Source organism: Micromonospora sp. ANENR4, assembly GCF_015354395.1.
Classification (GTDB): Bacteria; Actinomycetota; Actinomycetes; order Mycobacteriales; family Micromonosporaceae; genus Micromonospora; species Micromonospora aurantiaca.
On sequence record NZ_JADKYQ010000022.1, the window covers coordinates 39,391 to 65,502 of the forward strand.

The 26,112-nt window shown below is 74.9% G+C and carries 24 protein-coding genes; 14 read left to right on the forward strand and 10 right to left on the reverse strand.

Annotated elements, in window-relative coordinates; all coding sequences use genetic code 11:
* Positions 1-4: 4 nt before the first annotated feature.
* The 8 genes from IRY44_RS28585 to IRY44_RS28620 all read left to right on the forward strand — a co-directional run bounded on the left by IRY44_RS28585 (position 5) and on the right by IRY44_RS28620 (position 8,955).
* Positions 5-1,153 (forward strand): exonuclease SbcCD subunit D, encoded by a 1,149-nt coding sequence (locus IRY44_RS28585; RefSeq protein WP_194803265.1) that lies wholly within the window; start codon positions 5-7, stop codon positions 1,151-1,153.
* On the forward strand, positions 1,153-3,627 hold the full coding sequence (locus IRY44_RS28590) for an AAA family ATPase (protein WP_194803266.1): 2,475 nt from the start codon (positions 1,153-1,155) through the stop codon (positions 3,625-3,627). The genes IRY44_RS28585 and IRY44_RS28590 overlap by 1 nt, the downstream gene beginning before the upstream one ends.
* A 25-nt stretch (positions 3,628-3,652) precedes the next feature.
* Positions 3,653-4,624, forward strand: a complete 972-nt coding sequence (locus IRY44_RS28595; protein WP_194803267.1) for a hypothetical protein — start codon at positions 3,653-3,655, stop codon at positions 4,622-4,624.
* Positions 4,624-5,481, forward strand: coding sequence for a spermidine synthase (locus IRY44_RS28600; RefSeq protein WP_194803268.1), 858 nt, complete (start codon positions 4,624-4,626; stop codon positions 5,479-5,481). Before IRY44_RS28595 ends, IRY44_RS28600 begins: the two co-directional genes overlap by 1 nt.
* A gap of 82 nt (positions 5,482-5,563) precedes the next feature.
* A complete protein-coding gene (locus IRY44_RS28605; protein ID WP_047893132.1) occupies positions 5,564-6,262 on the forward strand; it encodes a sigma-70 family RNA polymerase sigma factor in 699 nt (232 codons plus the stop codon).
* On the forward strand, positions 6,259-7,035 hold the full coding sequence (locus IRY44_RS28610; protein ID WP_194803269.1) for an anti-sigma factor: 777 nt from the start codon (positions 6,259-6,261) through the stop codon (positions 7,033-7,035). The genes IRY44_RS28605 and IRY44_RS28610 overlap by 4 nt, the downstream gene beginning before the upstream one ends.
* 203 nt (positions 7,036-7,238) lie before the next feature.
* Positions 7,239-7,892, forward strand: a complete 654-nt coding sequence (locus IRY44_RS28615) for a lipoprotein (RefSeq protein ID WP_047893130.1) — start codon at positions 7,239-7,241, stop codon at positions 7,890-7,892.
* Positions 7,893-8,040: 148 nt separating this feature from the next.
* The gene (locus IRY44_RS28620; RefSeq protein WP_194803270.1) at positions 8,041-8,955 is read left to right on the forward strand and encodes a DNA-3-methyladenine glycosylase; all 915 of its coding nucleotides are present in this window, start codon (positions 8,041-8,043) and stop codon (positions 8,953-8,955) included.
* 4 nt (positions 8,956-8,959) lie between these two features.
* Here IRY44_RS28620 and IRY44_RS28625 read toward each other — a convergent pair whose 3' ends face one another.
* Complete coding sequence (locus IRY44_RS28625; RefSeq protein ID WP_194803271.1) at positions 8,960-9,481, reverse strand: DUF1990 family protein; 522 nt, start codon at positions 9,479-9,481, stop codon at positions 8,960-8,962.
* On the opposite strand from IRY44_RS28625, the gene IRY44_RS28630 reads away from it, so the two are divergent.
* Positions 9,480-10,025 carry a GNAT family N-acetyltransferase gene (locus IRY44_RS28630; RefSeq protein ID WP_228533003.1) on the forward strand — a complete coding sequence of 182 codons (546 nt, stop codon included), beginning with the start codon at positions 9,480-9,482 and terminating at the stop codon, positions 10,023-10,025. The genes IRY44_RS28625 and IRY44_RS28630 overlap by 2 nt on opposite strands.
* Here IRY44_RS28630 and IRY44_RS28635 read toward each other — a convergent pair.
* Both IRY44_RS28635 and IRY44_RS28640 read right to left on the reverse strand, forming a co-directional pair.
* Positions 10,000-10,422, reverse strand: a complete 423-nt coding sequence (locus IRY44_RS28635) for an SRPBCC family protein (RefSeq protein WP_194803273.1) — start codon at positions 10,420-10,422, stop codon at positions 10,000-10,002. The genes IRY44_RS28630 and IRY44_RS28635 overlap by 26 nt on opposite strands.
* Positions 10,423-10,615: 193 nt before the next feature.
* A complete protein-coding gene (locus IRY44_RS28640) occupies positions 10,616-10,828 on the reverse strand; it encodes a hypothetical protein (protein WP_194803274.1) in 213 nt (70 codons plus the stop codon).
* Between the two features lie 136 nt (positions 10,829-10,964).
* Between IRY44_RS28640 and IRY44_RS28645 the strand changes: the two genes are divergently transcribed.
* Together IRY44_RS28645 and IRY44_RS28650 are read left to right on the forward strand one after the other, a co-directional pair.
* On the forward strand, positions 10,965-12,074 hold the full coding sequence (locus IRY44_RS28645) for an ATP-dependent DNA ligase (RefSeq protein ID WP_194803275.1): 1,110 nt from the start codon (positions 10,965-10,967) through the stop codon (positions 12,072-12,074).
* Between the two features lie 19 nt (positions 12,075-12,093).
* Complete coding sequence (locus IRY44_RS28650; protein ID WP_194803276.1) at positions 12,094-13,698, forward strand: alpha/beta hydrolase; 1,605 nt, start codon at positions 12,094-12,096, stop codon at positions 13,696-13,698.
* A 99-nt stretch (positions 13,699-13,797) separates the two neighbouring features.
* Here the strand turns inward: IRY44_RS28650 and IRY44_RS28655 are convergent, their stop codons facing one another.
* On the reverse strand, positions 13,798-15,072 hold the full coding sequence (locus IRY44_RS28655; RefSeq protein WP_194803277.1) for a YncE family protein: 1,275 nt from the start codon (positions 15,070-15,072) through the stop codon (positions 13,798-13,800).
* Positions 15,073-15,244: 172 nt separating this feature from the next.
* Here IRY44_RS28655 and IRY44_RS28660 point away from each other — a divergent pair, with 172 nt between their 5' ends.
* Both IRY44_RS28660 and IRY44_RS28665 read left to right on the forward strand, forming a co-directional pair.
* Complete coding sequence (locus tag IRY44_RS28660; RefSeq protein ID WP_194803278.1) at positions 15,245-16,393, forward strand: helix-turn-helix domain-containing protein; 1,149 nt, start codon at positions 15,245-15,247, stop codon at positions 16,391-16,393.
* Positions 16,394-16,486: 93 nt separating this feature from the next.
* Positions 16,487-16,939: a GNAT family N-acetyltransferase gene (locus IRY44_RS28665; protein WP_194803279.1), complete on the forward strand. Its 453-nt coding sequence runs from the start codon at positions 16,487-16,489 to the stop codon at positions 16,937-16,939.
* 67 nt (positions 16,940-17,006) lie between these two features.
* Here the strand turns inward: IRY44_RS28665 and IRY44_RS28670 are convergent, their stop codons facing one another.
* The 4 genes from IRY44_RS28670 to IRY44_RS28685 are packed head-to-tail and all read right to left on the reverse strand — an operon-like array spanning position 17,007 to position 24,673.
* Complete coding sequence (locus IRY44_RS28670) at positions 17,007-17,732, reverse strand: ABC transporter ATP-binding protein (RefSeq protein ID WP_194803280.1); 726 nt, start codon at positions 17,730-17,732, stop codon at positions 17,007-17,009.
* Positions 17,732-18,766, reverse strand: a complete 1,035-nt coding sequence (locus tag IRY44_RS28675; RefSeq protein ID WP_194803281.1) for an ABC transporter ATP-binding protein — start codon at positions 18,764-18,766, stop codon at positions 17,732-17,734. Before IRY44_RS28675 ends, IRY44_RS28670 begins: the two co-directional genes overlap by 1 nt.
* Position 18,767: 1 nt before the next feature.
* Complete coding sequence (locus IRY44_RS28680; protein WP_194803282.1) at positions 18,768-21,491, reverse strand: FtsX-like permease family protein; 2,724 nt, start codon at positions 21,489-21,491, stop codon at positions 18,768-18,770.
* Positions 21,488-24,673 carry an FtsX-like permease family protein gene (locus tag IRY44_RS28685; RefSeq protein WP_194803283.1) on the reverse strand — a complete coding sequence of 1,062 codons (3,186 nt, stop codon included), beginning with the start codon at positions 24,671-24,673 and terminating at the stop codon, positions 21,488-21,490. Before IRY44_RS28685 ends, IRY44_RS28680 begins: the two co-directional genes overlap by 4 nt.
* A gap of 202 nt (positions 24,674-24,875) precedes the next feature.
* On the opposite strand from IRY44_RS28685, the gene IRY44_RS28690 reads away from it, so the two are divergent.
* A complete protein-coding gene (locus IRY44_RS28690; RefSeq protein ID WP_194803284.1) occupies positions 24,876-25,124 on the forward strand; it encodes a hypothetical protein in 249 nt (82 codons plus the stop codon).
* Positions 25,125-25,551: 427 nt separating this feature from the next.
* Here the strand turns inward: IRY44_RS28690 and IRY44_RS28695 are convergent, their stop codons facing one another.
* Together IRY44_RS28695 and IRY44_RS28700 are read right to left on the reverse strand one after the other, a co-directional pair.
* Positions 25,552-25,734: a DUF397 domain-containing protein gene (locus IRY44_RS28695; protein ID WP_194803286.1), complete on the reverse strand. Its 183-nt coding sequence runs from the start codon at positions 25,732-25,734 to the stop codon at positions 25,552-25,554.
* A gap of 4 nt (positions 25,735-25,738) precedes the next feature.
* Positions 25,739-26,112: Scr1 family TA system antitoxin-like transcriptional regulator (locus tag IRY44_RS28700; RefSeq protein ID WP_228533006.1), on the reverse strand; the 374-nt coding region annotated here is incomplete at its 5' end.

Sequence of the window (26,112 nt, forward strand, 5' to 3'; positions counted from 1 at the left end):
CCAGATGAAGATCCTGCACACCTCCGACTGGCACGTCGGCAAGGTCCTCAAGGGGCAGTCCCGGGCGGAGGAGCACAAGCAGGTCCTCGCCCAGGTCATCGACATCGCCCAGCGCGAACGGCCCGACCTGGTGATCGTCGCCGGTGACCTGTACGACACCGCCGCGCCGACCCCGGAGGCGACCCGCCTGGTCACCCGGGCGCTCACCGCGCTGCGGCGTACCGGCGCCGACGTGGTGGCGATCGGCGGCAACCACGACAACGGCGCGGCGCTGGACGCGCTGCGCCCGTGGGCCGAGGCGGCCGGGATCACGCTGCGCGGCAGCGTCCGGGAGAACCCGGACGAGCACGTCGTCGACGGGGTCACCGCCGGCGGGGAGCGCTGGCGGGTCGCCGCGCTGCCGTTCCTGTCCCAGCGGTACGCGGTGCGCGCGGTGGAGATGTACACGCTCACCCCGGCCGAGGCCAACCAGACGTACGCCGATCACCTGGGCCGGGTGCTGGACCGCCTCGCCGAGGGCTTCACCGAGCCGGACCGCGTGCACCTGGTCACCGCGCATCTCACAGTGGTCGGCGCGAGCACCGGCGGCGGCGAGCGGGACGCGCACACGGTGCTCGGATACGCGGTCCCGGCGACGGTCTTCCCGGGCAACGCGCACTACGTGGCGCTCGGTCACCTGCACCGCTCGCAGCGGGTCATCGGCCCGTGCCCGGTCCGCTACAGCGGCAGCCCGCTCGCCGTCGACTTCGGCGAGCAGGAGAACGTCTGCTCGGTGACGATCGTGGAGGTGACCGCCACCACGGCCGCCCGCATCCGCGAGGTGCCGGTGCCGGGCGCGGTGCCGCTGCGCACGGTACGCGGCACGCTCGCGCAGCTCGCCGAGATCGAGGCGCCGGAGGGCTGGCTGCGCGTCTACGTCCGGGAGCAGCCCCGGGCCGGGCTGCGCGAGGAGGTGCAGGAGCTGCTGCCCCGGGCGCTGGAGATCCGGATCGACCCGGAGCTGGTGCCCGCGCCGGGCAGCGGGACACGGACTGCTCAGCGGGCCGGCCGGTCGCCGGGCGAGTTGTTCGGCGACTACCTGGACAGCCGCGGGCACGCCGACGAGGGTGTCCGGGAACTCTTCGACGAGCTGCTCGAGGAGGTGGAGCACTGATGCGGCCGATGCGACTGGACATGGCCGGGTTCACGGTGTTCCGCGACGAGACGACTGTCGACTTCACCGACGCGGACTTCTTCGCGCTGGTCGGGCCGACCGGTTCGGGCAAGTCGACGGTGCTCGACGCGATCTGCTTCGCGCTCTACGGCACGGTGCCGCGCTGGGGCGGCGCCCGGGGGCTGGCGAACGCGCTGGCACCGTCGGCCACCGAGGCGCGGGTCCGGCTGGTCTTCGAATCCGCCGGGGACCGCTACGTGGCGACCCGGGTGGTCCGCCGCGACGGCCGGGGCACGGTGAAGACGGCCAACGCCGGTCTGCAGCTCATGCCGCCGGGGTTCGACGTCACCAAGCTCGACACCGGGCTCAGCCCGGAGGATCTGGGCGAGGTGGTGGCGGGCACCCCGGCCGAGATGGAGCAGGCGGTGCTGGACGCGGTGGGGCTGCCGTACGAGCAGTTCACCTCGTGCGTGGTGCTGCCGCAGGGCCAGTTCGCCGACTTCCTGCACGCCAAGCCGGCCACCCGCCAGCAGATCCTGGTGAACCTGCTCGGGCTGGGCGTCTACGAGTCGGTGCAGAAGAAGGCGGTCGAGCGGGCCGGGCAGGCCGAGGCGAAGCTGGAGACCGTCGACAAGATGCTCGGCGGGCTCGCCGACGTCGACGACGAGAGTCTGACCGCCGCCCGGGAGCGGGTGGACGCGATGCGGGAACTGGCCGCGGCGGTCGCTGCCGCCGTACCCGAATGGGAGCAGGCCCGTGCGACGGCGGGTGAGCGGGCCGCGGCGCTTGCCGCCCTCGACGCCGAGCTGGGTGTGCTGGCCGGGGTGCGGGCGCCGGACGGCACCGCCGAGCTGGCGCGGGCGGTGGCGGCGGCCCGGGTGGCCGCGGACGAGGCGGCGGCCGCGGTCGGGCTGGCCGAGGAGCGTGAGGAGAAGCTGCGCGGGGAGCTGGCCGCCGCCGGTGACGAGAGCGCGCTGCGGCTGCACCTGAAGGCGTACGCGGACCGGGACCGGCTGACCGCGGAGGCGGCGACTGTGCGCGCGGCGGTGGACGCGGCGCGGACCGAGCACGACGCGGCGGTCGCGGCGCTGGCGGCGGCGCGGGCGGACGCGCAGCGGGCCGAGACGGAGCTGGAGTCGGCGTTCCGCGCGCACGAGGACGCGAAGGCCGCCGACCAGGCGGTCGCGCTACGGGCGCACCTGGTCGGCGGCGCGCCGTGCCCGGTGTGCGAGCAGACGGTCACCACGGTGCCGGCGGTGCCGAAGGGTTCGGCGGTGAGCCGGGCGATCGAGGCGGGCAAGGCGGCGCGGGCGGCGAGCGAGGCGGCCAAGCGGGTCGTGCAGGAACGCGACACCGCCGCGCGTGACTCCGACCGGGTACTGCTGCGCGCGCGTACCCAGCACGACCAGCTCGGCGCGCGCCTGGCCGAGCTGGACGAGCAGCTCGCGGACGCGCCGGCGCCGGAGCGGCTGCGCGAGTCGCTGGCCGAGCACGCGCGGCTGCGGACCGCGCTGGAGGAGGCGGCCGGCGCGGTGCGGGCCGGCCGGGAGGCGGCCCGGCGGGCGCGGGGCTCGCTCGACGCCGCGCAGGAGCGGCTGCGCCGGGCCTGGCGTGACTTCGACGCGGTACGCGACGGGCTGGCCCGCTTCGGGCCACCGGCCGCCGACCGGGACGACGTGGCGGCGGCGTGGACGGCGCTGGCCGGCTGGGCCGGCGAGCAGGCGCGGGCGCGGCGCGCGGACCGCGACGGGCTGGCCGACTCGGTGGAGGCGGCGCAGCGGGCCGCGGCCGAGGTCGCCGGCGCGATCGCCGCGTTGTTCACCGCCGCCGGACTGGACGCACCGCAGGACGCGCCGCGCGACGTGGCGGTGGCGGTGGAGCGGGCAGAGGCGGAGTTGCGCCGGCTCGACGAGCGCCGCGAGCAGGCCGCCGAGCTGCGGGAGCAGCGGGCCGGGCACGAGCACGAGGCGCGGGTGGCGCGGGCGCTCGCCTCGCACCTGCGGGCGAACAACTTCGAGCGCTGGCTGCTCACCGAGGCGCTGGACCTGCTCGTCGACGGCGCGTCGGGGATCCTGCGGGAGCTGTCCGGCGGGCAGTACGACCTGGTGCACGACAAGGGTGAGTTCTTCGTGGTCGACCACCACGACGCGGGGCTGCGGCGCGGGGTGCGGACGCTGTCCGGCGGGGAGACGTTCCAGGCGTCGCTGGCGCTCGCGCTGGCGCTGTCCGAGCAGCTCGCCGGCATGTCCACCACCGCCGCCAGCCTGGAGTCGATCGTTTTGGACGAGGGTTTCGGCACGCTCGACGCGGCGACGCTGGACACGGTCGCGGCGACGCTGGAGAACCTGGCCGCCCGGGGCGACCGGATGGTCGGCGTGGTCACCCACGTGCCGGCGCTGGCCGAGCGCATCCCGGTCCGGTTCGAGGTCCGCAAGGACGCGCGGACGGCCCGCGTGGAACGGACCGGCCTGTGACCGGCGCGTCCCGGCGGAGCGCCGCGTGACCGGGCCGTCGCCGGCGTTCTTCGTCGACGCCTGGGATCCGGCGTACGGCGCGTCGTTCGAGGCGGCCGGCGGGTCCGGGCCGGCCGCGCCGAGCAGCGCCCAGGTCGACGCCGACGTCGAACTGCCGGCCACCGACTGGCGGGCGATCGGCCCCCGCGCGAACGTGCGGTCGCCGGATGTGGTGCTGCTGGTCGACGGGGTGCGCCGGATCGACGCCAGCGTCTGGACGGCCGAGGAGGACGGCGGCTCGTTCCCCGGCATCGCCGCCTCGTACGCGGCCGGTGTGGTGCGCTGCGACCTGGACCGGGGCGCCGCCGAGATGGCCGGTGCCCGGGTGGGGCGTGGCCTGTTCACGGCGAGCCCGTCGGCGCAGGACGTGGTCGCCGGGACGGTCCGTTACCCGGTGCACCGGGTCAGCGGCACCGGTGAGCTGAGCAAGCTGCCCGCGGCGGTGCAGGCACCGCTGACCGCGCTGGAGGTGGCCGTCTCCGACGCGGTACGCACCGACGGCGACCTGCTGGTGGTGGACGGGCCGCTGCGCAGCCGGCGCAACCTGCCGCGCACGCTCGGGTACATCAAGACGCAGCACAGCCAGTACCTCGACGGGCGGCTCACCGCCGTGGTGACCGGGCTGGCGCCGGGCGAGCGCTGCCCGGTGTTCCGGCTGGGCACGGCGTGGGGCGGCTGGTCGTGGTATCTGCGGCTGCCGGTACGCGCGGGCGCACCGTGGGCGGGCATCGTGCGGGTGGAGTGCTCGGCCGACCTGACCGTGCCGGAGGCGATCGCGCTTGCCGACCTGTCGCTGGTGACGCTGCCCCGGTTCGCCTCCACCCCGTACAAGGATCCGCGCGCCCCGCAGAACCTGGTGCCGATCGCCGGGCTGGAACGGCGGCTGCGCGGGATGCTCGGCGATGCGCGGCTGCTGCACCGGGTGCTCACCGCCGCGGCGCGCGGGATGCGGCGCTGATGGGCCGGCGACGCGACTCCGACCGGGTGGTGGCCGACGTCGACACGGGCCGGGCCGAGCTGGTGCCGGACGCCGACCGTGCGGGCTCCTGGACGCTGCTGCTGGACGGCGCGCCGCAGTCGCATGTGGACCTGACCGACCCGTCGCACCTGGAGTTCGAGTACGTCCGGCGGCTCGCCGCCGCGCTGGACCTGGTGGCGCCGGCCGGGACGCCGCTGCGGGTGCTGCACCTGGGTGGCGGCGCGCTCACACTGCCCCGCTACGTGCAGGTCACCCGGCCCGGTTCGACGCAGCGGGTGTCCGAGGTGGACGGCGCGCTGGTGGAGCTGGTCCGCCGTGAGCTGCCCTGGCCGTCGGATCCGCGCCTGAAGGTCCGGGTGGCCGACGCGCGGGCCACGCTGACGTCGAGCCGGGACGGCGCGTACGACGTGATCGTGGCCGACGTGTTCGCCGGCGCCCGTACCCCCGCGCACCTGACCTCGGTGGAGTACGCCGCCGAGGTGGCCCGGGTGCTCGCGCCCGGCGGCAGCTACCTGGCGAACGTGGCCGACGGCCCGCCGCTGCGGCACGCCCGCGCCCAGGTCGCGACGGTGCGGACCGTGCTGCCCCGGGCCTGCCTGGTGGGTGACGCGGCGGTGCTGCGCGGCCGGCGCTACGGCAACCTGGTGCTGGTGGCGTCCCGGGTGGAGCCGCCGGTGCCGGAGCTGACCCGGCGGGCGGCGGGCGACTGGTTCCCCGGCCGGGTGCTCGCCGGTGCCGAGCTGGACCGGTTCACCGGCGGCGCGGCGGTGGTGCACGACGCGGACGCCGTCGACTCCACTCCCCCGCCGCCGGGAATATTTTCCGTCAAACGTTGATCCGATCGGCTGATCGCTGCGTATCACCGGGCGGCCATGCCCGTGGGGGGCCGGCTGATGTCATTGGACAGCGGAGGTCTGCATGCATGCGGTGGCGGCCGGCTGGCACGGCGAAGTGGCGCGGCCCGAGTGGATGTTCGCCCGGGCACAACCACACTCGCGCGCCTCGCGTTCGGGCCGGGGGGTCGACGCCCGGTCCGCCGATCGCCAGAATGACCCGGTGCCGCCGCGACCCGCTCCCGGACGCCACCAGGCGACCTCCGCCGAGGCCAGCCACTCCGACCAGCTGATCCGCCTGCTGTACGCCGAGCACGCCGGCCCGTTGCTGATGTTCGTGATGCGCCTGACCGGCGGGGACCGGCAGCGTGCCGAGGACATCGTGCAGGAGACGCTGCTGCGGGCGTGGCGTAACGCGCACCGGCTCGGCGTGCAGGGCCAGGGCTCGCTGCGTCCCTGGCTGGTCACCGTGGCCCGGCGGATCGCCATCGACGAGCACCGCAGCGAGCAGGCCCGCCCGCCCGAGACGTACGACCGGGATCTGACCATGTTCGCCGAGTCGGACAGCACCGACCGGGTGCTGCGCACGATGACCGTCGCGGACGCGCTGCGTACGCTGAGCCAGTCGCACCGGGAGATCCTGGTGGCGACGTACTTCCGGGGGCGCACCGTGCCGGAGGCGGCCGAGGAGCTGGGGCTCCCGCTCGGTACCGCCAAGTCGCGGGTCTACTACGCGCTGCGCGCGCTGCGCACGGCTCTGCAGGAGAGGGGGGTGACCGAATGAGCCGGGCCGATCACATGGACGTCGCCGCGTACGCGCTCGGCGTGCTGGACGCGCAGGACGCGGAGCGGTTCGAGGAGCATCTGGCCACCTGCTGGGCCTGCGCTGCGGAACTGGAGACGATGGTCCCGGTGGTGGGGCTGCTCTCCGGCATCGACGGCGAGGCGATGGCCGCGCTGGAGCAGACGCATACCGATCCGGCGCTGCTGGACCGGACGCTGGTGGCGGTACGGCGGGACCGGCGTCGTACCCGGGTGCGGCAGTTGCTGGCGACAGCGGCCGCAGTGGTGGTGTTCGGCGGCCTGAGCGGGGTCGCCGCCGGGATGCTCGGCGACGATCCCGCGCCGCCGCAGGCGGTGCCGACGCAGGCCGCGCCGAGCGTCGCGCCGAGCGGCGAGCCGGGCAACCCGAACGACCCGGGCGTCGGCGGGGAGCCGATCGAGGGCGACCAGCACAACGCGACCGACCCGGGGACGGGCGTGCAGACCACGATGTGGCTGGCCCGCAAGGAGTACGGCACGCAGATCGCGGTGCAGCTCAGCCGTCTGCCGGGGCCGCGCACGTGCCGGCTGGTGGTGGTCCGCAAGGACGCCACCAGCGAGGTGATCTCCAGCTGGTCGGTGCCGGTCGGCGGCTACGGAACGAACCAGAACCAGCTTCCGCTACAGCTGAGCGCGTCCACGTGGACCTCGGTGCGAGACATCGACAAGCTCCAGGTGCAGTCGGTCGACGCGAACGGGGTGGCCAGCACGCTGGTGACGGTGGACGACATCTGATCGAACGCGAAGCGGCGCCGGGTGGCTGAGCCACCCGGCGCCGTCGTGTCGTGCCCGGCCGACGGACCCCCTCGTGCTGACGCACGCAGCGGGACGCCCATCGGTTCAATCGGTCCACTGTGAAATGTGCCACCGTTGCCGGTTCAACCTTGACAGTGCCGCACCCGTACTACTCGGCGAACTGCCAAGAACGAGGAGGGCACGTGGCACACCACAAGCGGACGACCGTCATCGTCGCGAGCGCGATGGTCGCACTTACGGCCTGCGCCCCAGCAGGCTACAACGGGGCGAACTCGGGCGCGGCCGAGCCGGTCGCCGTCGCCGCGGCCGAACCCACCGCGGCGGCCGAACCGGAGGCGTCGGCGGCTCCCGAGGAGGAGCCGGTAGCGGACAAGGCGCCCCCGGCCAACGTGAAGATCACGGACGAGCTGGTCGGCAAGAAGCTGCCCCGGATGGGCCGCGTCGTCACCGACCAGGACGGCTGGGTGCTGTACCGGTTCGACAAGGACTCCGACGACCCGCCGCAGTCCAACTGCGTGGACAAGTGCGCCGAGGTCTGGCCGCCGTCGCTCACCGACGGCAACCCGAAGCTGCAGGGCGTCTCCGACGACAAGGTCGGCACCATCACCCGCCAGGACGGCACGCGGCAGCTCACCATCGGCGGCTGGCCGGTCTACCGCTACATCGGCGACAAGAAGCCCGGCCAGTGGAAGGGCCAGGGCGTCGGCGGCACCTGGTTCGTGGTCGACCCGAACGGCAAGAAGAACCTGACCTGCCTGCCGACCGGCACGCCCAAGGCGGTCGCGCCGCCCGCGGCCGGCAGCTCCTCCGGTGGCGGCTCGGACTACTCGTACTGACGCACCAGGACACGGTGACCGGTCGCCGCCGGGGAGGGCACGGCCGGTCACCGTCGTGAACCCCGGGAGGCGGGCCGCACCGGCATCGGCCCGCCTCCCGGCCGGGCGTGCCCGGCGTCACGGCCCGGCCGCGTGGCAGAGTGGCCTGGTGACCTCGCCCGACGCCCGCCGTACGCTGCGCCCGCCGGCCGGCTACCGCCTGGCCCCGTCGGTGCGGGCGCTCACGTTCAGCCCGTACGACCCGTGCGCGCGGATCGCCGCCGGCACATTCTGGTGGGCCACCCGCACCCCGGACGGCCCGGCCACGCTGGCGCTGCGCCCGGAAGCGGGGGAGCTGACCGCCGAGGGGTACGGCCCGGGCGCCGGCTGGGTGGTCGAGCGGGCCGACCGGATCGCCGGACTGTGCGACGACCTGACCGGGTTCGCCGCGCTCGCCGCCACGCATCCGCTGGTGGCCCGCCTCGCGCACACGCACCACGGGCTGCGGATGCCGGCCACCGGCCAGATCTTCCCCCGGTTGCTGCGGGCCGTCTTCGAGCAGAAGGTCACCGGCAAGGAGGCGTACCGGGCGTACGCCGCCACCGTGCGGCACTTCCGCGAGCCCGCCCCCGGCCCGCTGCAACCCCTGCTGCTGCCGCCGGAGCCCGCCGCCGTGACGGCCACGCCGTACTGGGTGTTCCACCCGTTCGGAGTCGAGCAGCGGCGCGCCGACACGCTGCGCCGCGCGGCGGCCGTCGCGGACCGGCTGGAACGCTGCGCCGACTCCGCCGAGGCCACCCGGCGGCTCACCGCGCTCCCCGGCATCGGGCCGTGGACCGCCGCCGAGGTGGTGCGCATCGCGTACGGGGACCCGGACGCGGTGAGCGTCGGCGACTACCACGTGCCGAACACCGTCGCCTGGGCGCTGGCCGGGGAGCCGCGCGGCGACGACGCCCGGATGCTGGCGCTGCTGGAGCCGTTCCGGGGGCACCGCGGCCGGGTGTGCGTGCTGCTGGAGGCGGCGGGCGTGCAGGCGCCGAAGTACGGCCCGCGCGCCCCGATCCGCTCCTTCGCCCGCTACTGACCGCTCAGCGCCGCCGGCACAGCCGCCGCAGCGTCCGCCCCAGCCACCAGGCGTACGCCCGCTGGAAACCCGTCACGACCGGCCCGCCGGCCCGCACGTACCACTGCGCCGGGCGGCTGAACGCGGTCACCTCGAACCAGACTCCGTCGGCGCCCCGGGTCACCAGGAACGCCTCCTCACCGACCTCCGGGTGCCCGGGCAGCGTGCCGTAGCCGAACCCGGCCCGGTCCGGCTCGTCCACCGTCCACACCACCTCGGTCGGGCCCCACAGCCGCACCGGGCCGACACCGACCCCCGGCGTGACACGTACCCCGGGGGCGGCGCGCGGCGCGTCCGCGCGCATCACCACGCCCGCGGCGCGGTGCAGCCGCCAGCCCAGCACCGCGTCCGCCGCCAGCGGGAAACCGCCGTCCGGCAGCCGGACGCGGTGGCGCAGGTGGTGGTAACCGGCCGGCAGGGCGCCGTCGCGGGTCGCGCCCACCTCCGGGTACGTCAGCTCCGGCACGCCTGTCACCTCCACGCTCATGGGAACACCCCCGCCAGCGTACGGCTGCCCGGGAGCGCTGTGGTGTGCTGAGCCGGTGACCGACGTGACCATCGCCGCCGCCGGCCTCGCCGACGCCGGGGAGATCCTCACCGTGCAGCGTGCCGCGTACCTGGTGGAGGCGCAGCGCTACCGCGACGTGTTCCTGCCGCCGCTGACCGAGACGCTGGACGAGGTACGGGCGGCGCTTGCCGGGCCGGACGTGGTGCTCGCCGCCCGGCGCGGCACCCGCCTGGTCGGCTCGGTACGCGCCCGCCTCGACGGCGAGACCGCCCACGTGGGCCGCCTCTCGGTCGCCCCCGACCAGCAGGGCCAGGGCGTCGGCGGGCGGCTGCTGGACGCCGTCGAACAGGCGTGCGCCGGCCGAGTGACCCGGTTCGCGCTGTTCACCGGCGCGGACAGCGCGGCGAACCTGTCCCTGTACGCGGGCCGCGGCTACCGGGTGGTGGCGCACCGCCCGGACGAGAACGGCAACCGCCTCGCCGTGCTGGAGAAGACGGTCAGTCCCGCTCACAGCGGCGCCTGAGCCCGTCCGCCTCCTGCCGCAGGTAGCGGCGCATGGTGGAGCCGCCGAGCAGTCCGATCAGCCAGGCCAGCGGACCGGTCTGCGCCAGGATCAGCTCGGCCCGGGTGCGCCCGTCCTCCAGCGGGATCAGCCGGTGCTCACCCCGGGTGCGCACGCCGGGGCTCGCCGACTCCCAGGCGAACGAGTACGGCGGATAGATCTCCACGACCCGCCACACGGCCGGGCGCAGCCGGGGCTGCTCCAGCCGGGCCGTCGAGCCGAGGAGCAGCGGACCGGGCTCCAGCCGACGGGCGGCGGTGACCGACGGCGTCCACTCGGGCCAACGTTCGACGTCGCTCTGCACCGCCCAGACCCGCTCGACGTCGGCGGCGATCTCGACGGACTCGGTGAACCGCATCGGCGTTCCTCCCCCGTGGACGGTCCCCCCAGGCTATGCCCGCGCTCCGCTCCCGCGCCGCCCCACCCGCCGCCCCTCGCCCCGCTCGCCCGCTCGCGTCGATCTTGGAGTTGTGGCGCCCAGGATGTCCGTTCGGCGGGATTTGCGAGGTGCCACAACTCCAAGATCGGCGGTTCGCCGGCCGGCCGGAGGGTCAGGCGGCTTCGTGGAGGTCGGCCAGGGTGACCGGGGCGTAGCGCTTCAGCAGGCGCTCCAGCTCGGTGACCGAGCCGACCTCGCCGAGGACGTTCACGCCGCCGCCGTGCTCGGGCGGATAGCGGTGCGCCAGCCGGTAGCGGTAGCGGCCGCGGATCAACTCGACGCTGACCCGCCAGCGCCCACAGCATCCGCAACTCCACTCCGGCACGCCGCGACGGTAGCTCTGGCCTGCGGTTTCACCATTCGGGCGGCGGTGACGAACGCGACCTGTACGGGACACGCCGCCCGGCCACCGGCGGTGATCTGCGCCACCACTGTCGGTGGGGTCTGGTTGACTGGTCGCCGTGGACCTGCCGATCAACCCTCCGGTCGAGCCGATGCTCGCCAAGAGCGTGGCCGAGTTACCCACCGATGCCGGCCTGACCTACGAGCCGAAGTGGGACGGCTTCCGCTGCATCGTGTTCCGTGACGGCGACGAGGTCGAGCTGGCCAGCCGGGGCGGGAAGTCGATGACGCGCTACTTCCCCGAGGTGGTCGAGCAGGCCCGCCGGCAGCTCCCGGCCCGCTGCGCGGTCGACGGCGAGCTGATCGTGATCCGGCGGGACGGCCCGGGCGGGCAGCCGCGGCTCGACTTCGAGCTGCTGGCCCAGCGCATCCATCCGGCCGCCTCCCGGGTGAAGCTGCTGGCCGAGACCACCCCGGCCGACTTCGTCGCGTTCGACCTGCTGGCGATCGACGACGAGCTGCTCATCGACCAGCCCTATCCGCAGCGGCGGGAGCGGCTGGAGCAGGCGTTGTCCGGGGTGCGCCCGCCGGTGCACGTGACCCAGGTGACCACCGACCCGGAGACGGCCCGCCGCTGGTTCGACGTGTTCGAGGGCGCCGGGCTCGACGGGCTGATCGTCAAGCCGGCCGACCTGCCGTACGAGCCGGGCAAGCGGCTCATGTCCAAGGTCAAGCACGCCCGCACGATGGACGCGGTGGTGGCCGGTTTCCGCTGGCACAAGTCCGGGCCGGTGGTCGGCTCGCTGCTGCTCGGCCTCTACGACGACGGCGTGCTGCACCACATCGGCGTCAGCTCCTCGTTCACGATGGCCCGCCGCAAGGAGCTGCTCGACGAGCTGGAGCCCTACCGCGACGTCGGCGGCGAGCACCCGTGGGTGCACGGCGACCACGAGCGGGGTCAGCGCATCCCGGGCGGGGTGAGCCGGTGGACCGGCGGCAAGAACCTGGAGTGGGAGCCGCTACGCCCGGCGCTGGTGGTCGAGGTGGCGTACGACGCGATGGAGGGCGACCGGCTGCGGCACACCGCCCGGTTCCTGCGCTGGCGTCCCGACCGTGATCCCCGCTCCTGCGACTACGGCCAGCTCGACCGCCCGATCCGTTACGACGTCGACGAGGTGCTGCGCGGCGATCCGGCGGCGACGGTCGGTGACACCCGCGGCCGGGCGTAGCCTGACGGTCGACACGATCATGGAGGGCGCCCACGTGACCCGCTTACCCGACCGGACCCGCCGGTTCCGGCCCGTCCTGGCCGCGTTCGTCGCGGCGGTGGTGCTCACCGCCGGCTGCACGCTGCCGGCGTTCGCCCCGCGCGCCGAGAGCGAGGGCGAGGCCGCCCCGCCGGGTACCGCACCGGAGTGGCGGGCCTGCCCGGAGGTGCCCGACGAGCTGGTCGGCCGGGGCGCGGCGGACATGCGCTACGACTGCGCCCGGATCGCGGTGCCACGCAACTGGGGCACCGGGGCCACCACCGGCGCGACCGCCGGGCCGGGCGCCGGTGAGACGTTCGAGATCGCGCTGATCCGGGCCCGCTCGACCAAGCAGCGCGACCGGATCGGCTCACTGGTGATCAACCCGGGCGGTCCCGGCGCGTCCGGCGTCGACACCGCCGTCTACCTGTCCTTCGGCCCGGCGTTCGGCGGCCTGCCGACGGCGATCACCGACCGGTTCGACATCGTCGGCTTCGACCCGCGCGGGGTGGCCCGGTCCAGCCCGGTCAAGTGCATCTCCGACGCCGACCTGGACGCCAGCTTCGGCTACGACCCCGACCCGGAGAGCCAGTCGTCGTTCGACGGCTTCGTCGGGCTCAACCGGCGCATCGGCGAGCGGTGCGGCGCGAAGTACGGCGACCAGCTCCCGCTCTACGGCACCGAGCAGGCCGCGCGGGACATGGACGCGGTCCGCGCGGCGGTCGGTGACGACAAGCTGACCTATCTCGGCTACTCGTACGGCACGCTGCTCGGCGCGACCTACGCGCAGCTCTACCCGCAGCGGGTGCGCGCCCTGGTGCTCGACGGCGCGGTCGACCCGCAGCAGAAGCTGATCGCCGGGTCGGAGAGCCAGGCGAAGGGCTTCGAGCGGGCGTTCGACAACTTCGCCGACTGGTGCGCGGCGAACGCCGGCCGCTGCCCGATCGCCCCGGACGCCCGGGGCGCGGTCACCGACGCGATCGCCAAGGCGAAGGTCTCCCCGGTCCGCGCGCAGGACGGCCGCAAGGCCACCGCCGGCTGGGTCTTCTACGCGGTGATCTCGTCGCTCTACACCGAGCAGGGCTGGCAGGAGCTGGCCCGGTCGATCGACGACCTGCAGGGCGGTGACCCGGACGGCGTGTTCAAGCTGGCCGACTCGTACGCGGGCCGCGAGCCGGACGGGCACTACTCCAACCTGTTCGACGCCAACCTGGCTGTCAACTGCGCCGACGAGACCGAGAAGCCGTCCCGTGAGCAGGTCCGCTCGTTGCAGTCGCAGTGGCGGCAGAAGTACCCGCTGTTCGGCCCCGCGCTGGCGGTGGGCATGCTGGGCTGCGTGGAGTGGCCCGGCGAGCGGGATCCGTACCCGACCGGCCGGGCGAACGGCGCGCCGCCGATCCTGGTCGTCGGCACCACCGGTGACCCGGCCACGCCGTACGAGCAGACGCCGGCGCTCGCGTCGATGCTCGGTGTGGGGCGGGTGCTGACCTGGGAGGGCGAGGGGCACACCGCCTACCCGCAGACGTCGTGCGTGACCTCGGCGGTCGACGCGTACCTGATCTCGCTCACCGTCCCCCGGGAGGGGCTGCGCTGCCCCGCCCGGTGACGGTCCGTCCGGCGAAGGGGTCCGGATGTCGGCTGCGGCCCAGGCCCGCCGGGCGCCGCCGATCGACGGCGCCCGGGGTGCCGCAGACCGGCGGCCCGGTCAGCCGGCGGCCGGGGGCGTCCAGCCCTCCGGGATGTGCCCGATGCGCACCCGCTGGGGGTGGTCGCCGACCGGGACGCTCGCGACCTTCTGGCCGGTCGCGAAGTTGATCGCGGTGACCTGGTCCGCGCCGGATTCGGAGATCACGCAGTCCCGGCCGTCCCCGCTGACGGTGGCCCAGTACGGCTTGCTCGCCGGCACCAGCGGCCCCTCGCGCAGCGTGGCCCGGTCCAGCACCGTGGCGTAGTCGTCCACGGTGCCGGCGACGCAGATCCGGGTGCCGTCGGGGCTCATCGACAGGCCGTGGTGGCGGGAGTCGTTGACCCAGGTGGTGCGGTCCTCGCTGGTGGCCGGGTTCTTCGGCAGCGTGGCGACGCGGGTGACCCGGTCGGTGGCCACGTCGTACTCGACGACGCCGTTGAAGAAGGACACCTGGAAGTAGAGCCGGCTGCCGTCGGGGGTGAACACGGCGGGACGGACCGCGTCGGAGAGGTCCCGGCGGCCGGCGGCGTCCAGCCGGTCCCGCATGTCGATCACCTTGACCACCTGGTACGTGCTGGTGTCGGCGACGGTGATCCGCCGGTCGCCCTTGGTCCAGTCGAGCCACGGCGCGTCCAGGTCGGTGTTCACCTCGCCGATGGACATGTTCCACAGCCGGGTGCCGCCGTCGGTGTAGATGTTCTCGTGCGGCTTGTCACCGGCACCGAACGAGCCGAGTTGCGCACCGGTGCGGATGTCCAGCACGTGCACCGTGTTGGAGGTGGAGGCGGAGACCGCGACGCGGGTGCCGTCCGGCGAGACGGCCATGTGGTCGGCGCGGTAGCCGGAGACCGGGAACCGCCAGCGCAGCGCGCCGGTGGCCAGGTCGATCGAGACGACGTCGGCGAAGCTGGGCCGGGACACCACGAGCGCGGTGCCGTCCGGCGTGGTGTACATGTCGTCGATGAGCTGGTCGTGGCCCTCCCCCGGGCCCTGCCGGATGCCGAGGAAGAACGCCAGCTTGATCGGGTTGAGGTAGATCTCGCGCAGCCGCGCGGCGCGGTCCGGGATCACGTTGATCCGGCCGAGCCTGGCGTAGTCGCCGCGGGACCGGATCACGTCGGCGGTGCCGTCCCAGTTGTTGCCGACGAACATCACCTCCTGGAGCGCTGCGGCGGCGGCGGCCGGCGCGGGCGCGGTCACGAGCGGCGTCGGCGCGACCAGGGCGAGCGCGGCCAGCACGGCCAGGCCGGCACGGCGGCGGGTACGGGACGGGTGCTGTGGCACGGGTGTCATGGATGCCTCCTGGCAGCCGGTACGACATCGACGTTTCTCAGTGGCGCGAGCGGTGTTACCTTGCGGTAACAACCAGGAGAGCAACCGGCCGCCCGCCCGGGCTAGGGACCCGACGCCAACGCCCGCGCGGCCCGGTTGTGCCGCGTCGACAACCGGAGGGCGGCGGACGCCGATGACCCGGATCGGACAGGCCCCGACGTTCGGCGCGCTGCTGCGCGACCTGTCCGCCGATCCGGCCGCCGTCGACGAGGTGGCGCGGGCGGCCCGCGCGGACTCCCCCGAGGTGGCCCGGCTGCCGGCCGACGAGGTACGCCGCCAGGTCGTGCTGCTGCTGACGAGCGGCCTGGGCGCGCTGGAACGCCGTGAGGACCCGGCCGGACGCGACTTCGCCGAGGCCCGCCGGCTGGGCGCGGACCGGGCCGCGCAGGGCGTCTCGGTGGCCGGGCTGCTGCGCGGGGTGCAGGCCGGGCGGGACCGCGCGGTGGAGCTGGTGGTCCGGCACGGGCGGGCCGCCGGCATCCCGGACGAGGTGCTGCTGGAAGGGCTGCTCACCATCGGCCGGTATGCCGCAGCGGTGGAGCGGGCGGTGGTCGACGGGCACCGCGGCGCTGAGCGGGAGCTGGCCGGTACCGGCGCGGCGGCTCGGGCGCACCTGCTGCGGCGGTTGCTGCGCGACGGCCCCGCGGGCCTGTCCCCGGCCGAGCTGACCCGGTTCGGGCTGCGGCCGGACGGGCGCTATCACTGCCTGGTTGCCGCGCCACCGGACCCGGTCCGGGCGTACGCGCTGCACCGGCAGCTCACCGCGCGGGGCGGCCTGCTCGGCACGGTCGGGGACCGGCTGGCCGGGCTGCTGCCGCGACCGCCCGACGCCGTACCGGCCGACCTGCTGACGCTTGTGGCGCCCGCGCAGCCACTGGCGCGGGCCCCGGACATGTACGCGCTCTGCGTGGCGGCCCTCGCCACGGCGGCGAACCGGCGGCTGCGCGGGCTGCGTCAGGTCACCGACCTGGCCGGGGAGACCGCGCTCGCCGCCCAGCCGCTGCTGGCCGAGCTGCTGCGCGGCACGCTGCTCGGCGCGCTCGACCCGGCCGACGAGTTCCACCGGGAGCTGGCGGGCACCGCGCTCGCCTGGCTGCACCACGGCCAGCGGCTGGACCAGACGGCCGCCGAGCTGCACGTCCACCCGAACACGGTGCGCTACCGGCTGCGGCGGCTGCGGGAGCTGACCGGCGGGCCGCCGGTCGAGGAGGGGGCGCGGTGCACGGTGCCGGAGACCGTGCACTGGTGGTGGGCGCTGCGCAGCTGGCTGGACGACCGCTGACCACGGACGGCGCAACCGGACGGCACGACCGGGCGAGGCGTCGGGACGCCGCCCGGGCCGCACCGGCGCGCGGCGATGTGCCAGGCTGGCCCGGTGACCGAGGTGATCTTCCGGGAGGCGGTTCGCGCCGACCTGCCCGCCGTGCTCGCGCTGCTCGCCGACGACGTGCTGGGCCGCACCCGCGACCTGCCCGAGGTGGACGAGGCGTACGAGCGGGCCTTCGCCGACCTCGACGCGGACCCGCGAAACCATCTGATCGTGGCCGACGACGGCGGGGAACTGGTGGGCTGTTTCCAGCTCACGTACATCCCCGGACTGGGCCGGCACGGCGCCGAACGCTGCCTGATCGAGTCGGTGCGGGTGCGCTCCGACCGGCGCGGCCGAGGGCTCGGCGGGACGATGATGCGCTGGGCGATCGACCGGGCCCGGGAGCACGGCTGCGCGCTGGTGCAGCTCACCACCGACAAGCAGCGCGCCGACGCGCACCGGTTCTACCGTGACCTGGGCTTCGTGGCCAGCCACGAGGGCATGAAGCTGGCGCTCTGACCCGGGCGCGACCCGCCGCAACCCGGCACCGGGCCGCCGCCCGAAGGCGCGCGGCCCGGCACCCGGATCAGTCCTCCGACATCAGCCGGCCGTCGCGCAGTGTGAGCGTACGGTCGGCCAGCTCGATCAGCGCCGGGTCGTGCGTGGCGACCAGTGCGGTCATGCCCCGGGCGTGCACCACAGCGCGCAGCAGGTCCATGATCGACCGCCCGGTCTCGGAGTCGAGCTGACCGGTCGGCTCGTCGGCGATCAGCAGGTCCGGCTCGTTCGCCAGCGCCCGGGCCACCGCCACCCGCTGCTGCTGGCCGCCGGACAGCTCGTACGGGCGCTGCGCCGCGTGCCCACCCAGCCCGACGAGTTCCAGCAGCACCGCCACCCGCTGCTCCCGCTCGGCCGCCGGCACCTTCGCCAGCCGCAGCGGCACCCCGACGTTCTCCGCCGCGGACAGGATCGGCACCAGGCCGAACGTCTGGAACACGAACCCGATGGTGCCCCGGCGCAGCGACAGCAGCTCCCGCTCACCCGCGGCGGTGACGTCGTGCCCGGCCACCCGGATCCGCCCGGCGTCCGGCCGGTCCAGGCCGCCGACCAGGTTCAGCAGCGTGGTCTTGCCGGCGCCGGAGCGGCCCCGGACGGCGACCAGCTCGCCGCGTCCGGCAGTGAACGAGACGTCCCGTACGGCGTGCACGGCGTGCTCCCCCTTGCCGAAGGTGCGGCTCACCCCCTCGACCCGGACCACGTCGTCGACGGCCGTCCCCGGCTCCGCCGGCAGCACCACTGTCTGGTCGGTCATCACTCACTCTCCTCGGCGTGCGTCCGGTCGCCGGGGCGCACCTCGACGTGGTCGGGTTCCAGGTTGAGCCGGACCCGGTCGCGCAGGGACAGCGCCTCCACGAACTGCGCCGGCAGTTGCATCCGGCCGGTGCGGTCGAGCACCGCGTACTCCTCGCTGACCATCTCGGTGCCGCCGTCGGCGGTGACGCGCGCGGTCCGGCGTACCTCGGAGGCGGTGCGGCCGTCGCGGATCGCGACGGTACGGCGGACCTGGCCGGCCACGGCGTGGTCGTGGGTGACCACCACGATGGTGACCCCCAGTTCGGCGTTGATGGTGCGCAGCGCGGCGAAGACCTCGGCGCCGGTGGCCTCGTCCAGCTCACCTGTCGGCTCGTCGGCGAAGAGGATCTCCGGGTCGTTGGCGACCGCCACGGCGACCGCGCAGCGCTGCTGCTCGCCGCCGCTCATCTGGCCCGGCCGGCGGTCCGCGCAGTAGCCGACGCCCACCATGTCCAGCAGCTCACGGGCCCGTTCCCGCCGGTTGCGTCCCCCGCCGGCCCGCCCGGCCAGCTTCATCGGCAGTTCCACGTTCTCCAGCGCGGTCAGATACGGCAGCAGGTTGCGGCCGGTCTGCTGCCAGATGAACCCGACCACGTCCCGCCGGTACGCGAGCCGCCGCTTGTTCGACAGCGACAGCAGGTCGTAGTCGGCGACCCGGGCGATGCCGGCGGTCGGGGTGTCCAGCCCGGACAGGATGTTCAGCAGCGTCGACTTGCCGGAGCCGGACGCGCCGACGATCGCGACCAGCTCACCCCGGTCGATGACCAGGTCGAGGCCCTGGAGCGCGACGACCTCGACGCCCTCGGTCTTGAAGATGCGCACCAGGCCGTCGCAGACGATGTGCCCGCGCAGCCGGTCGCGCCCACCGGCCCGTTCGGCGGCCCGCTGGGCGGCCCGCTGTTGCAGCGACGCCAGGTCCGGTACGGCAGACGACGGTTCGTCACGCGGCGTGAGACGCGCCGGGCCCGGGTGGCCGGAAGCGGTCGCGGTCATGTCAGCTCTCCTCTCCGAGCCGCAGCACCTCGCCGAGGCGCAACCGGCGGTTGTTCACGGCTTCCACGGTGATCGCGAAGCCGAGGGCCAGCATGGCCAGGACCGACACCCCGGCCACCAGGCCGGGTTCGAAACTCGGGCGCACCTCCACGCCCCCGGTGAAGGCGGGCAGGCCGAGCACCGGTGTGAGCAGCAGCGGCAGCAACGCGCCGACCACCGCCCCGGTGAGCACCGACACCAGCACCAGCGGCGTCAGCTCCACCATCAGCAGTCCGCGCCACTGCCGGCGGGACAGGCCCATCGTGCGCAGCCGGGACAGCACCTGCCCGCGCGAGCGGGCCCCGGCGAGCACCGCGAGCGCGAGCCCGAGCAGCCCCAGCGCGGCGCCGCCTCCGGCACCGAGCACGAAGCCGAACACCAGCAGGCCGTTCACGCCGGTGCCGCCCAGGTCGGCGCGGACGGCCGCCCGGGTCGTCACCTCCGGCGCGCGGGCCTTGTCCCCGGCGTCGACACCGCCGATGCGCAGGTAGCGCCGCTGCCCGTCCCGCGCCACCCGGTCCACCTCGGCCGCGTCCACGCCGGACCCGGCGAGCACGAAACCGGTGGGCGCGAGCTGGTGCGGCGCGTCGGCCGGCAACGCCGGCCACGGCAGCACCACGAACCGGCGTACGCCCTCGCCGACGAGCGCGAACCCGTCGACCGTGGCGGCGGTCCGCACCGGCAGCCGGTTGCCCTGCACGTCCAGCCAGGCGGGCCGCTCGCCCCGGGCGTCGGCGAGCCCGGCGTCGGCCAGTTCCTCGGCCACCGCCGGGGACACGAGCGCCGGCAGCGGCGTGCTCCCGTCGGCGCGGGCCCGCACCGGGTCGGGCACGTCCACCGGTACGCCGGCCTGCCGTGCCACGTCGGCGAACCGCTCCCCGTCCACGAGCACCACGCGCAGCTCGGTGATCGGGGCGGGGCGTCCGGCGCGGTCGGAGTACGGGCGTTCGGCCGGCACGGTGAGCAGCGGCGCGACGGCGCGTACCCCGGGCAGTCCGGCCAGCTTCTCCGCGGTGTCCGGCGTGAAGCGCTCCCCGCGTACCAGCAGGTCACCGGGCACGGCCTGGGCGGCGGCGGTGTCCCGGCCGGTCTCGATGCCGGTCGCCACCACGCCGCAGAACGCGGCGGTGGCGACGGCGAGCACCACCACGACCAGCGGCCCGGTGCTCGCGGCCCGGCCCGCGCGGGCGGTGCCGAGGAACGCGACGCTGCCGCGCGCCCGGGCGGCGACGCGGCTGACCAGCCGCAACGGCCAGGGGTACGCGCGCAGCGCCAGCAGCGCCGCCGCGATCGCCAGCAGCACCGGCACGGAGACCAGCAGCGGGTCCACCGAGCCGGCGGTGAGCCCGCGGCGGCGCAGCAGGAACGCGCCGAGCACGGCGAGCCCGAGCACCACCACCTCGACGGTGAGCCGGACGGCGGGCGACCGGCCGCCCAGGTCGGCGCGGCCACCGGCCCGGCGGCCGACGGCGAGCGCGGCGAGCGGCGGCAGCAGCGTGGCCAGGAGCCCGGCGAGCACCACCCAGCGCCACGACGCCCCGGTGCCGGGCAGCAGCCCGCCGAGCAGCCAGCCGACCCCGGCCGCGGCCGGCAGCACCAGCAGCGACTCGGCCAGGCCGCGGCGCAGCACCGCGCCGGTCGAACCGCCGCGGGCCCGGATCAGGTGGAACTCGGCGCGGCGGCGGCGCGCGGCCAGCCGGGCGGCCAGCAGCGTCAGCCCGGCCAGCGTGGCGAGCAGCCCGGCCGCGATGACGGCGAGCAGGGTACGCGCGGCGGCCAGCGAGTCGGCGAAGCGCCGCAGCGGGATGTCCACGCCCTGGCTGAGCGTCGCCACGGCGGGACGGGTGCGCTCCAGCCCGTCGACACCGGCGATGAGCGCGTCGAGGCGGCCCGGTTCGAGCCGGTCCGGGGCGATCCGGTACCGCCAGCCGAAGCTCACCGGCCAGCCGGTCGCGACGGCCTCGTCGACGCCACCGTCGGCGGTGTAGGCGACGCCCACGAACGGGTCGCCGTCGCCCTCGGGCGGGGTGAGCTTCAGCATCGACGGCAGCGTGTCCCAGACGCCGTCGGCCGGGTCGTTCGGCCGCCACACGCCGACCAGTGCGACAGGGAGGGACTTGAGCACGTTGTCGTCCTGGTCGAGGATCAGGAGCAGGAACCGGTCGCCGGTCTTCACGCCGAGCGTGCCGGCGATCGTCTCGGCGAGCGTCACCTCGACCGCGCCGGCCGGGGTGATCCCGCTTTCCGGCCACCGCCCGTCGACCAGGGTGGTGGCCTCCTTGATGCCGGTTCCGGCGCGCAGGTGCAGGTCGATGAGCCCTTTCTCGGGGGCCAGCGCCGGGCCGCGCAGCCGTCCGGGCACGGTCTGGGCGACGTACCAGCGCTGGCCGACGGTGTCCCGGACCACGCCGGGCATCGTGTTCTCGATCCGCGCCAGCTCGGCCGCGTGACCGGTCACGGCGGTCCTGGTCGTCGGCGGGAACGCGGTCGGCCCGGTGCTGTAGGTGAGATCCCGGCGGGCCACCGGCTGTCCGGCCACGTACTCGGTGAGCCCCTGCCCGGTCAGCCGGTCGGCGACCCGGGGCACGCCGGTGATCAGCAGGGCGGTCACCAGGGTCAGGACGGCGAGCAGCAGGAACTGTCCCCCGTACGCGCGAACCCGGCGCGCGGCACCAGGAAGGCTCATCGTTCTCCTCCGATCCGGAGCTGCGCGGCGGCGACCCGCTGGCGGATGCCGGTGGTGATGAGGGCGGCGAAGGCGAGCGCGGCGAGCAGCAGCCCGGCGGCCGTCGCCCCGATCGGCACCCACGGCACTGTGAAGGCCGCCTCGGGCACCGGCCGGCCGGCGGCCGGGGTGAGGATCACCAGCGGCACCATGGTGGCCGCGACGAGGGCGCCGACGAGCATGCCGACGCCGACGCCGATCGCGGCCAGGAACGTCTGTTCCGCGAGGTACGCGCGAGCCAGCAGGCGGGTGTTCGCGCCGAGCGTGTTGAACACGGCGAACTCGGTGAGCCGGCGCCGGGTGGTGGCCCAGACGTCGACCGCCAGGCCGACCAGGGCGAGCAGCACCGAGCCGAGCGCGGCGGCCAGCAGCCCGGTGCGCGCGCCCTGCCAGTACGGATCCTCCGCGGCCTCGGCGGCCACCGCCCGCCGGTCCAGCAGCACCGTGCCGCCGGTCGGGGCGAGCGCGTCAGCGGCGGCGGTGTGCCCGCCGGGCGTGGTGCCCAGCCACCACTCGGCCACCGGCCGGACGCCGCCGCTGCGTTCGAGGAGCTGCGTGGTGGCGGTGGGCAGGTCCACCAGCACCCCGTCGCCCCCGGTGCCGGGGATCGCGGCGACCTGGCCGACCACAGTTACCTCGAGCGTCACCTCGGCCACCGACAGCTTGACGGTGTCGCCGGTCTTGACGCTCATCGCGGCGGCCACACCCGGGGTGACGAGCACCGGCACCGGGCGGTCCGGCGCCTGCGGCACCAGCGCGAACCGGGACGAGGGCACCCGGGCGAACTGCAACAGCCCGGCTGGCACGTCGAAGCTCTGCGTCCCGTCGATCCGGGTCGGGCTCGCCTTGGCGGTGCCGCGTGGCCCGGAGCCCGGGTCGATCACCCGCCACGACCCCTCCACCGGCACCGGCAGGGCCGCTCCGGCGGCGTCGGTGAGCCGCAGCTCGTCCAGGAGCAGCCGGTACGAGTTGCCGCTGGCGTCGCCGCCGTCCGCCTCGAAGCCGGCCAGGCGCAGCGGGGCACCGCCGCTGTCCGGCAGCTTCGCCGAGAAGCGCACCGGCTTTCCGTCGCCGCCGGCCTCGGCCAGCCGGACCCGCCAGGTGGCCCCGGCGTCGGTGGTGAACAACGCGGTCACCGCCACCTGCGGCCGGTCGAACATGCTCTCGACCGGGGTGCGGACGGTGCCGGACAGCGTCTTCGCCCTCTCGGGCAGGACGCCGCCGGCCGGCGCGGTCCGGCCGTCGGCGAGCCGGTCCAGCAGCGCCGCCGTGGACGCGTCGCCGCCGGTGTCGTCGAGCCGGATCATCCCCTTCGCGGCGGCGGCGTCGAGCGCCACCACAGTCGCCGGCCGGGCCTCACGGCCCACCCGTACGTCGTCGCGCCAGGCGGGCAGCACCCGGTCCACTCCGGGCACGGCGGCCAGCTGGGCGGCCCGGTCCGCGGGGGCGGTGCCGTCCCGTTCGGTCAGCCGCAGGTCCGCGCCGACTGTGTGCTGCGCCTGGTCGCGCTGCGAGCGTTCCCAGGAGGCGACCAGCGACCAGGCGAGCGTGCTGCCGCCGACGGCGAGCGCGAGCAGCAGCACCGGGCCGGCGTGCGGGCGGCGGCCCGCCTGCCACATGCCGAACATGGTGGCGTTCCACGTCCGCCGGTCGACGAAACGTTCCGCGAGCCGGGTGGTCGGGGGCAGCAGCCGCAGCGCGATCACCGCGCCGGCCAGCACGCCGATGGTGGGCGCGGCGGCCAGCAGCGGATCGATGCCGAGGCTGCCGTTCGCGCCTGCGAGCGGCGAGGAGTACTGCCGCAGCTGCGTCCAGGCGAGCACTGCGAGCGCCACCAGCGCCACGTCCACGCTCGCCCGCTGCACGGCCGCGCTCCGGGAGGGGCGGGACCGGGCGGCCATGTCGGCGACGTACGTGCCGGCCCGGCGCATCGCCGGCAGCACCATGGCGAGCAGGCAGCCCACCGCCGCGCCGACCGCCACCACCCACACCCGGGCCAGGTCGCCGTCGGCCAGCCCCAGGTCCGCGCCCAGGTAGTGGATCGCCTGCCCGGTCAGCGCCGGAGCCAGCAGCAGCGCCGGCGCCACCACGAGCGTCGCCTCGCGTACGGCCAGCCCGGCGATCTGCCCCCGGGCGGCGCCCCGGGCCCGCAGCAGCGCGGTCTGCGCCCGCCGGTCCTCGTTCAGCAGCGCGGCCACCAGCACCAGCGCGTACCCGCCGAGCACCACGATCAGCAGCAGCGGGGTGAGCAGCGCGGACCGGCCCACCAGGTCGGCCCGGCTGAGCCGGTCGACGAGCCGGTCCAGGTGGCTGACCTGCTGTGTCGAGGAGCCCAGGCCGGTGGCTTCGGGCAGCTTCCCGGTGATCTCGTCCAGCGCCGTGGTCACGGCGGGCAGCCGGGCCGGCTCGACCGCCACCAGGTCGGGGTCGACCACCCAGGCCGCCGAGGTGGAGCCCCGGAAGGTACGCGCGAAGTCAGCCGGGTCCAGCGCGAACGGCCCGTACGAGGTGATCTCCGCGTCGCCCTGGCTCTCCCCCACCCCCGGGGCGAGACGCCAGTACGCCTCGGCGGCGTCCCGGGGCCGCCACGTGCCCACGACCACCACGGTGCCGGCGCGCTCCGCGCCCCTGTCGTACAGCGGCACCCGCTCCCCGACCTCCAGGCTCAGTTGCGCGGCCACCTTCTCCGGCAACGTCACCTGCAACGGGTTGCTGCCGGGCACCGGCCACGCCCCGGCGGCCAGCTCGGCGTGCGCCGGCAGGTCGTCGAGCGTGGCCAGGTTGGCGAACATCGGGTCGTCGTCGATCCGAGCGGCGCCCACGTCACCGGTCAGCTCCCGCCCGGTCCCGGAGCGGGTCGCGGCCACGGTGACCGGAGCGCCACCGAGCCCGTTCGCGAACTGCTCCCGTACCGCCCGGTCCCGCTCGGCGAACGCGGCGGCGTCGGCACCGCCGGAGCCGCTGATCAGCAGGCTGCGCTCCTCGGCCGGGGCGGCGTCGAGCACCGCCCGCGCGCCCGCCTCGACCGCCCGGCGGTTGTAGTCGGAGAGCCCGGTGACAAGCGCGACCGCGACGAGTGCCGCGACAGCGGCGGCGAGCAGCAGCCCACGGGCCTCTATCGCCCGCCTCCACACCAGCTTCATCCGACGTCCTCTCCTGGCCCCGGCGGGCCGATGCCGAGAAAGAGCAGTGACGCCCGGCAAAAGGTTCGCGCCCGTTACATGATCGTTATCGGCCCCCCGGCATCCCCGGAACCGGGAGGCACCACGCCGTGACCGTTGGCTGCTCGGGAAACCCCCGCACGAAGCCGTACGCTGGGTCCGCTCGGCCCCCGGAAGGACCGCGATGTCTGATCTTGACCAGACCCCCGAGGATGCCGCCCGGGAGGCGGGACTCCGCGAGGTCTCCGAGGTGCTGCTCAACATCGAGCAGGCGATCAGGAGAACCCAACGGGCGCAGCGCACGGTGTCCATGACGGTCGGGTGCGACGATCTCGCCCGGATGCTGGACACCGCTGCACGCAACCTGGAAATCGCCCGCAAGGACCTGTTTCAGGGCGTCTACTTCTCAGCGGACTCGCCCAAACTTTTCTGACCAAACGCTGACGTGCGTGGAGAGGGGCCGGCGTTCGTCGGCGGTAGGAAGTCCTCCGGCGGAGCACCCCCACGTGCGTGGGGAGGACTGGCGGCGGTCTGGGATGCCGCCCTGGCCGAACGGAGCACCCCCACGTGCGTAAGGTCAAGATCCTTGTCCTCCCCCCGTACGTGGGGGTGCTCCGGTGCCCGCCGGGCAGCGGACGTCCGGGCTGGTGTCCTCCCTACGCGCGTGGGGGTGCTCCGTCAACGTGCTCCAGCCCCAGACCCCAGATCTCGTCCTCCCCACGCATGTGGAGGTACTCCGTGGCCATGCAGCCCCGCCCTGCCCAACGCTGCTTCGATCGCTTCGGCCGGGGCCGGGCCAACGGCATGGGCGGCGGGCCTGGTGCCGAGTTGGATGGCACCAGACCCGCCGCCCATCAAGTTCAGGCCCGGTCGTTCAAGCGGCCCGTGCGAATCGCGCCGACGAACCGGGTCCAGGCCGTCGAGTCGAAGCTCAGCGCCGGCCCCTGCCGATCCTTGGTGTCCCGCACTCCGACCGCATCGGCGAAACCAGCCACCTCGACGCAATCGCCTTCACCGCCGGATCGGGACGACTTGCGCCACACTCCATCACGTCCCATCGGTCATCTCCTCAGCTATCGTCATCATCAGCTTGCGGGACTCATCAGCATCGAGCGCCCGTTCACCGAGCGAGCGCCATCCGTCCTCGTAGGTCTGGATCTCGTGAGCCTTGTCAAGGTATGCCGCGCCGCATGGACCGTCCATGTAGATGGTGGTCGGCTCCGGTTCCCGCACGTCGGTCGGGAAGTCGAGCATCGTGAAAGTTCCGGCCGACGCCCAGCGGTAGAGACCAGCGCTGAGTGGGAGCACCCGGATACGGATGTTGTGCTGTTGGCTCGCCACCACCAGGGCATCGATTTGCCTACCCATCGCCGACAGATCGCGCAGCGGTCGACGTAGCACCGCCTCATTCAGGATCACGT

What these genes read in the sequence shown, in the direction of transcription:
- IRY44_RS28590 (WP_194803266.1), top strand. Translation starts at nt 1,153, where the DNA reads ATGCGGCCGATGCGACTGGACATGGCCGGGTTCACGGTGTTCCGCGAC.
- IRY44_RS28675 (WP_194803281.1), bottom strand. Translation starts at nt 18,766, where the DNA reads ATGACCGCGACCGCTTCCGGCCACCCGGGCCCGGCGCGTCTCACGCCG.
- IRY44_RS28680 (WP_194803282.1), bottom strand. Translation starts at nt 21,491, where the DNA reads ATGAGCCTTCCTGGTGCCGCGCGCCGGGTTCGCGCGTACGGGGGACAG.
- IRY44_RS28605 (WP_047893132.1), top strand. Translation starts at nt 5,564, where the DNA reads ATGCATGCGGTGGCGGCCGGCTGGCACGGCGAAGTGGCGCGGCCCGAG.
- IRY44_RS28685 (WP_194803283.1), bottom strand. Translation starts at nt 24,673, where the DNA reads ATGAAGCTGGTGTGGAGGCGGGCGATAGAGGCCCGTGGGCTGCTGCTC.
- IRY44_RS28660 (WP_194803278.1), top strand. Translation starts at nt 15,245, where the DNA reads ATGACCCGGATCGGACAGGCCCCGACGTTCGGCGCGCTGCTGCGCGAC.
- IRY44_RS28670 (WP_194803280.1), bottom strand. Translation starts at nt 17,732, where the DNA reads ATGACCGACCAGACAGTGGTGCTGCCGGCGGAGCCGGGGACGGCCGTC.
- IRY44_RS28610 (WP_194803269.1), top strand. Translation starts at nt 6,259, where the DNA reads ATGAGCCGGGCCGATCACATGGACGTCGCCGCGTACGCGCTCGGCGTG.
- IRY44_RS28650 (WP_194803276.1), top strand. Translation starts at nt 12,094, where the DNA reads ATGGAGGGCGCCCACGTGACCCGCTTACCCGACCGGACCCGCCGGTTC.
- IRY44_RS28655 (WP_194803277.1), bottom strand. Translation starts at nt 15,072, where the DNA reads ATGACACCCGTGCCACAGCACCCGTCCCGTACCCGCCGCCGTGCCGGC.
- IRY44_RS28625 (WP_194803271.1), bottom strand. Translation starts at nt 9,481, where the DNA reads ATGAGCGTGGAGGTGACAGGCGTGCCGGAGCTGACGTACCCGGAGGTG.
- IRY44_RS28630 (WP_228533003.1), top strand. Translation starts at nt 9,480, where the DNA reads ATGGGAACACCCCCGCCAGCGTACGGCTGCCCGGGAGCGCTGTGGTGT.
- IRY44_RS28585 (WP_194803265.1), top strand. Translation starts at nt 5, where the DNA reads ATGAAGATCCTGCACACCTCCGACTGGCACGTCGGCAAGGTCCTCAAG.
- IRY44_RS28635 (WP_194803273.1), bottom strand. Translation starts at nt 10,422, where the DNA reads ATGCGGTTCACCGAGTCCGTCGAGATCGCCGCCGACGTCGAGCGGGTC.
- IRY44_RS28690 (WP_194803284.1), top strand. Translation starts at nt 24,876, where the DNA reads ATGTCTGATCTTGACCAGACCCCCGAGGATGCCGCCCGGGAGGCGGGA.
- IRY44_RS28600 (WP_194803268.1), top strand. Translation starts at nt 4,624, where the DNA reads ATGGGCCGGCGACGCGACTCCGACCGGGTGGTGGCCGACGTCGACACG.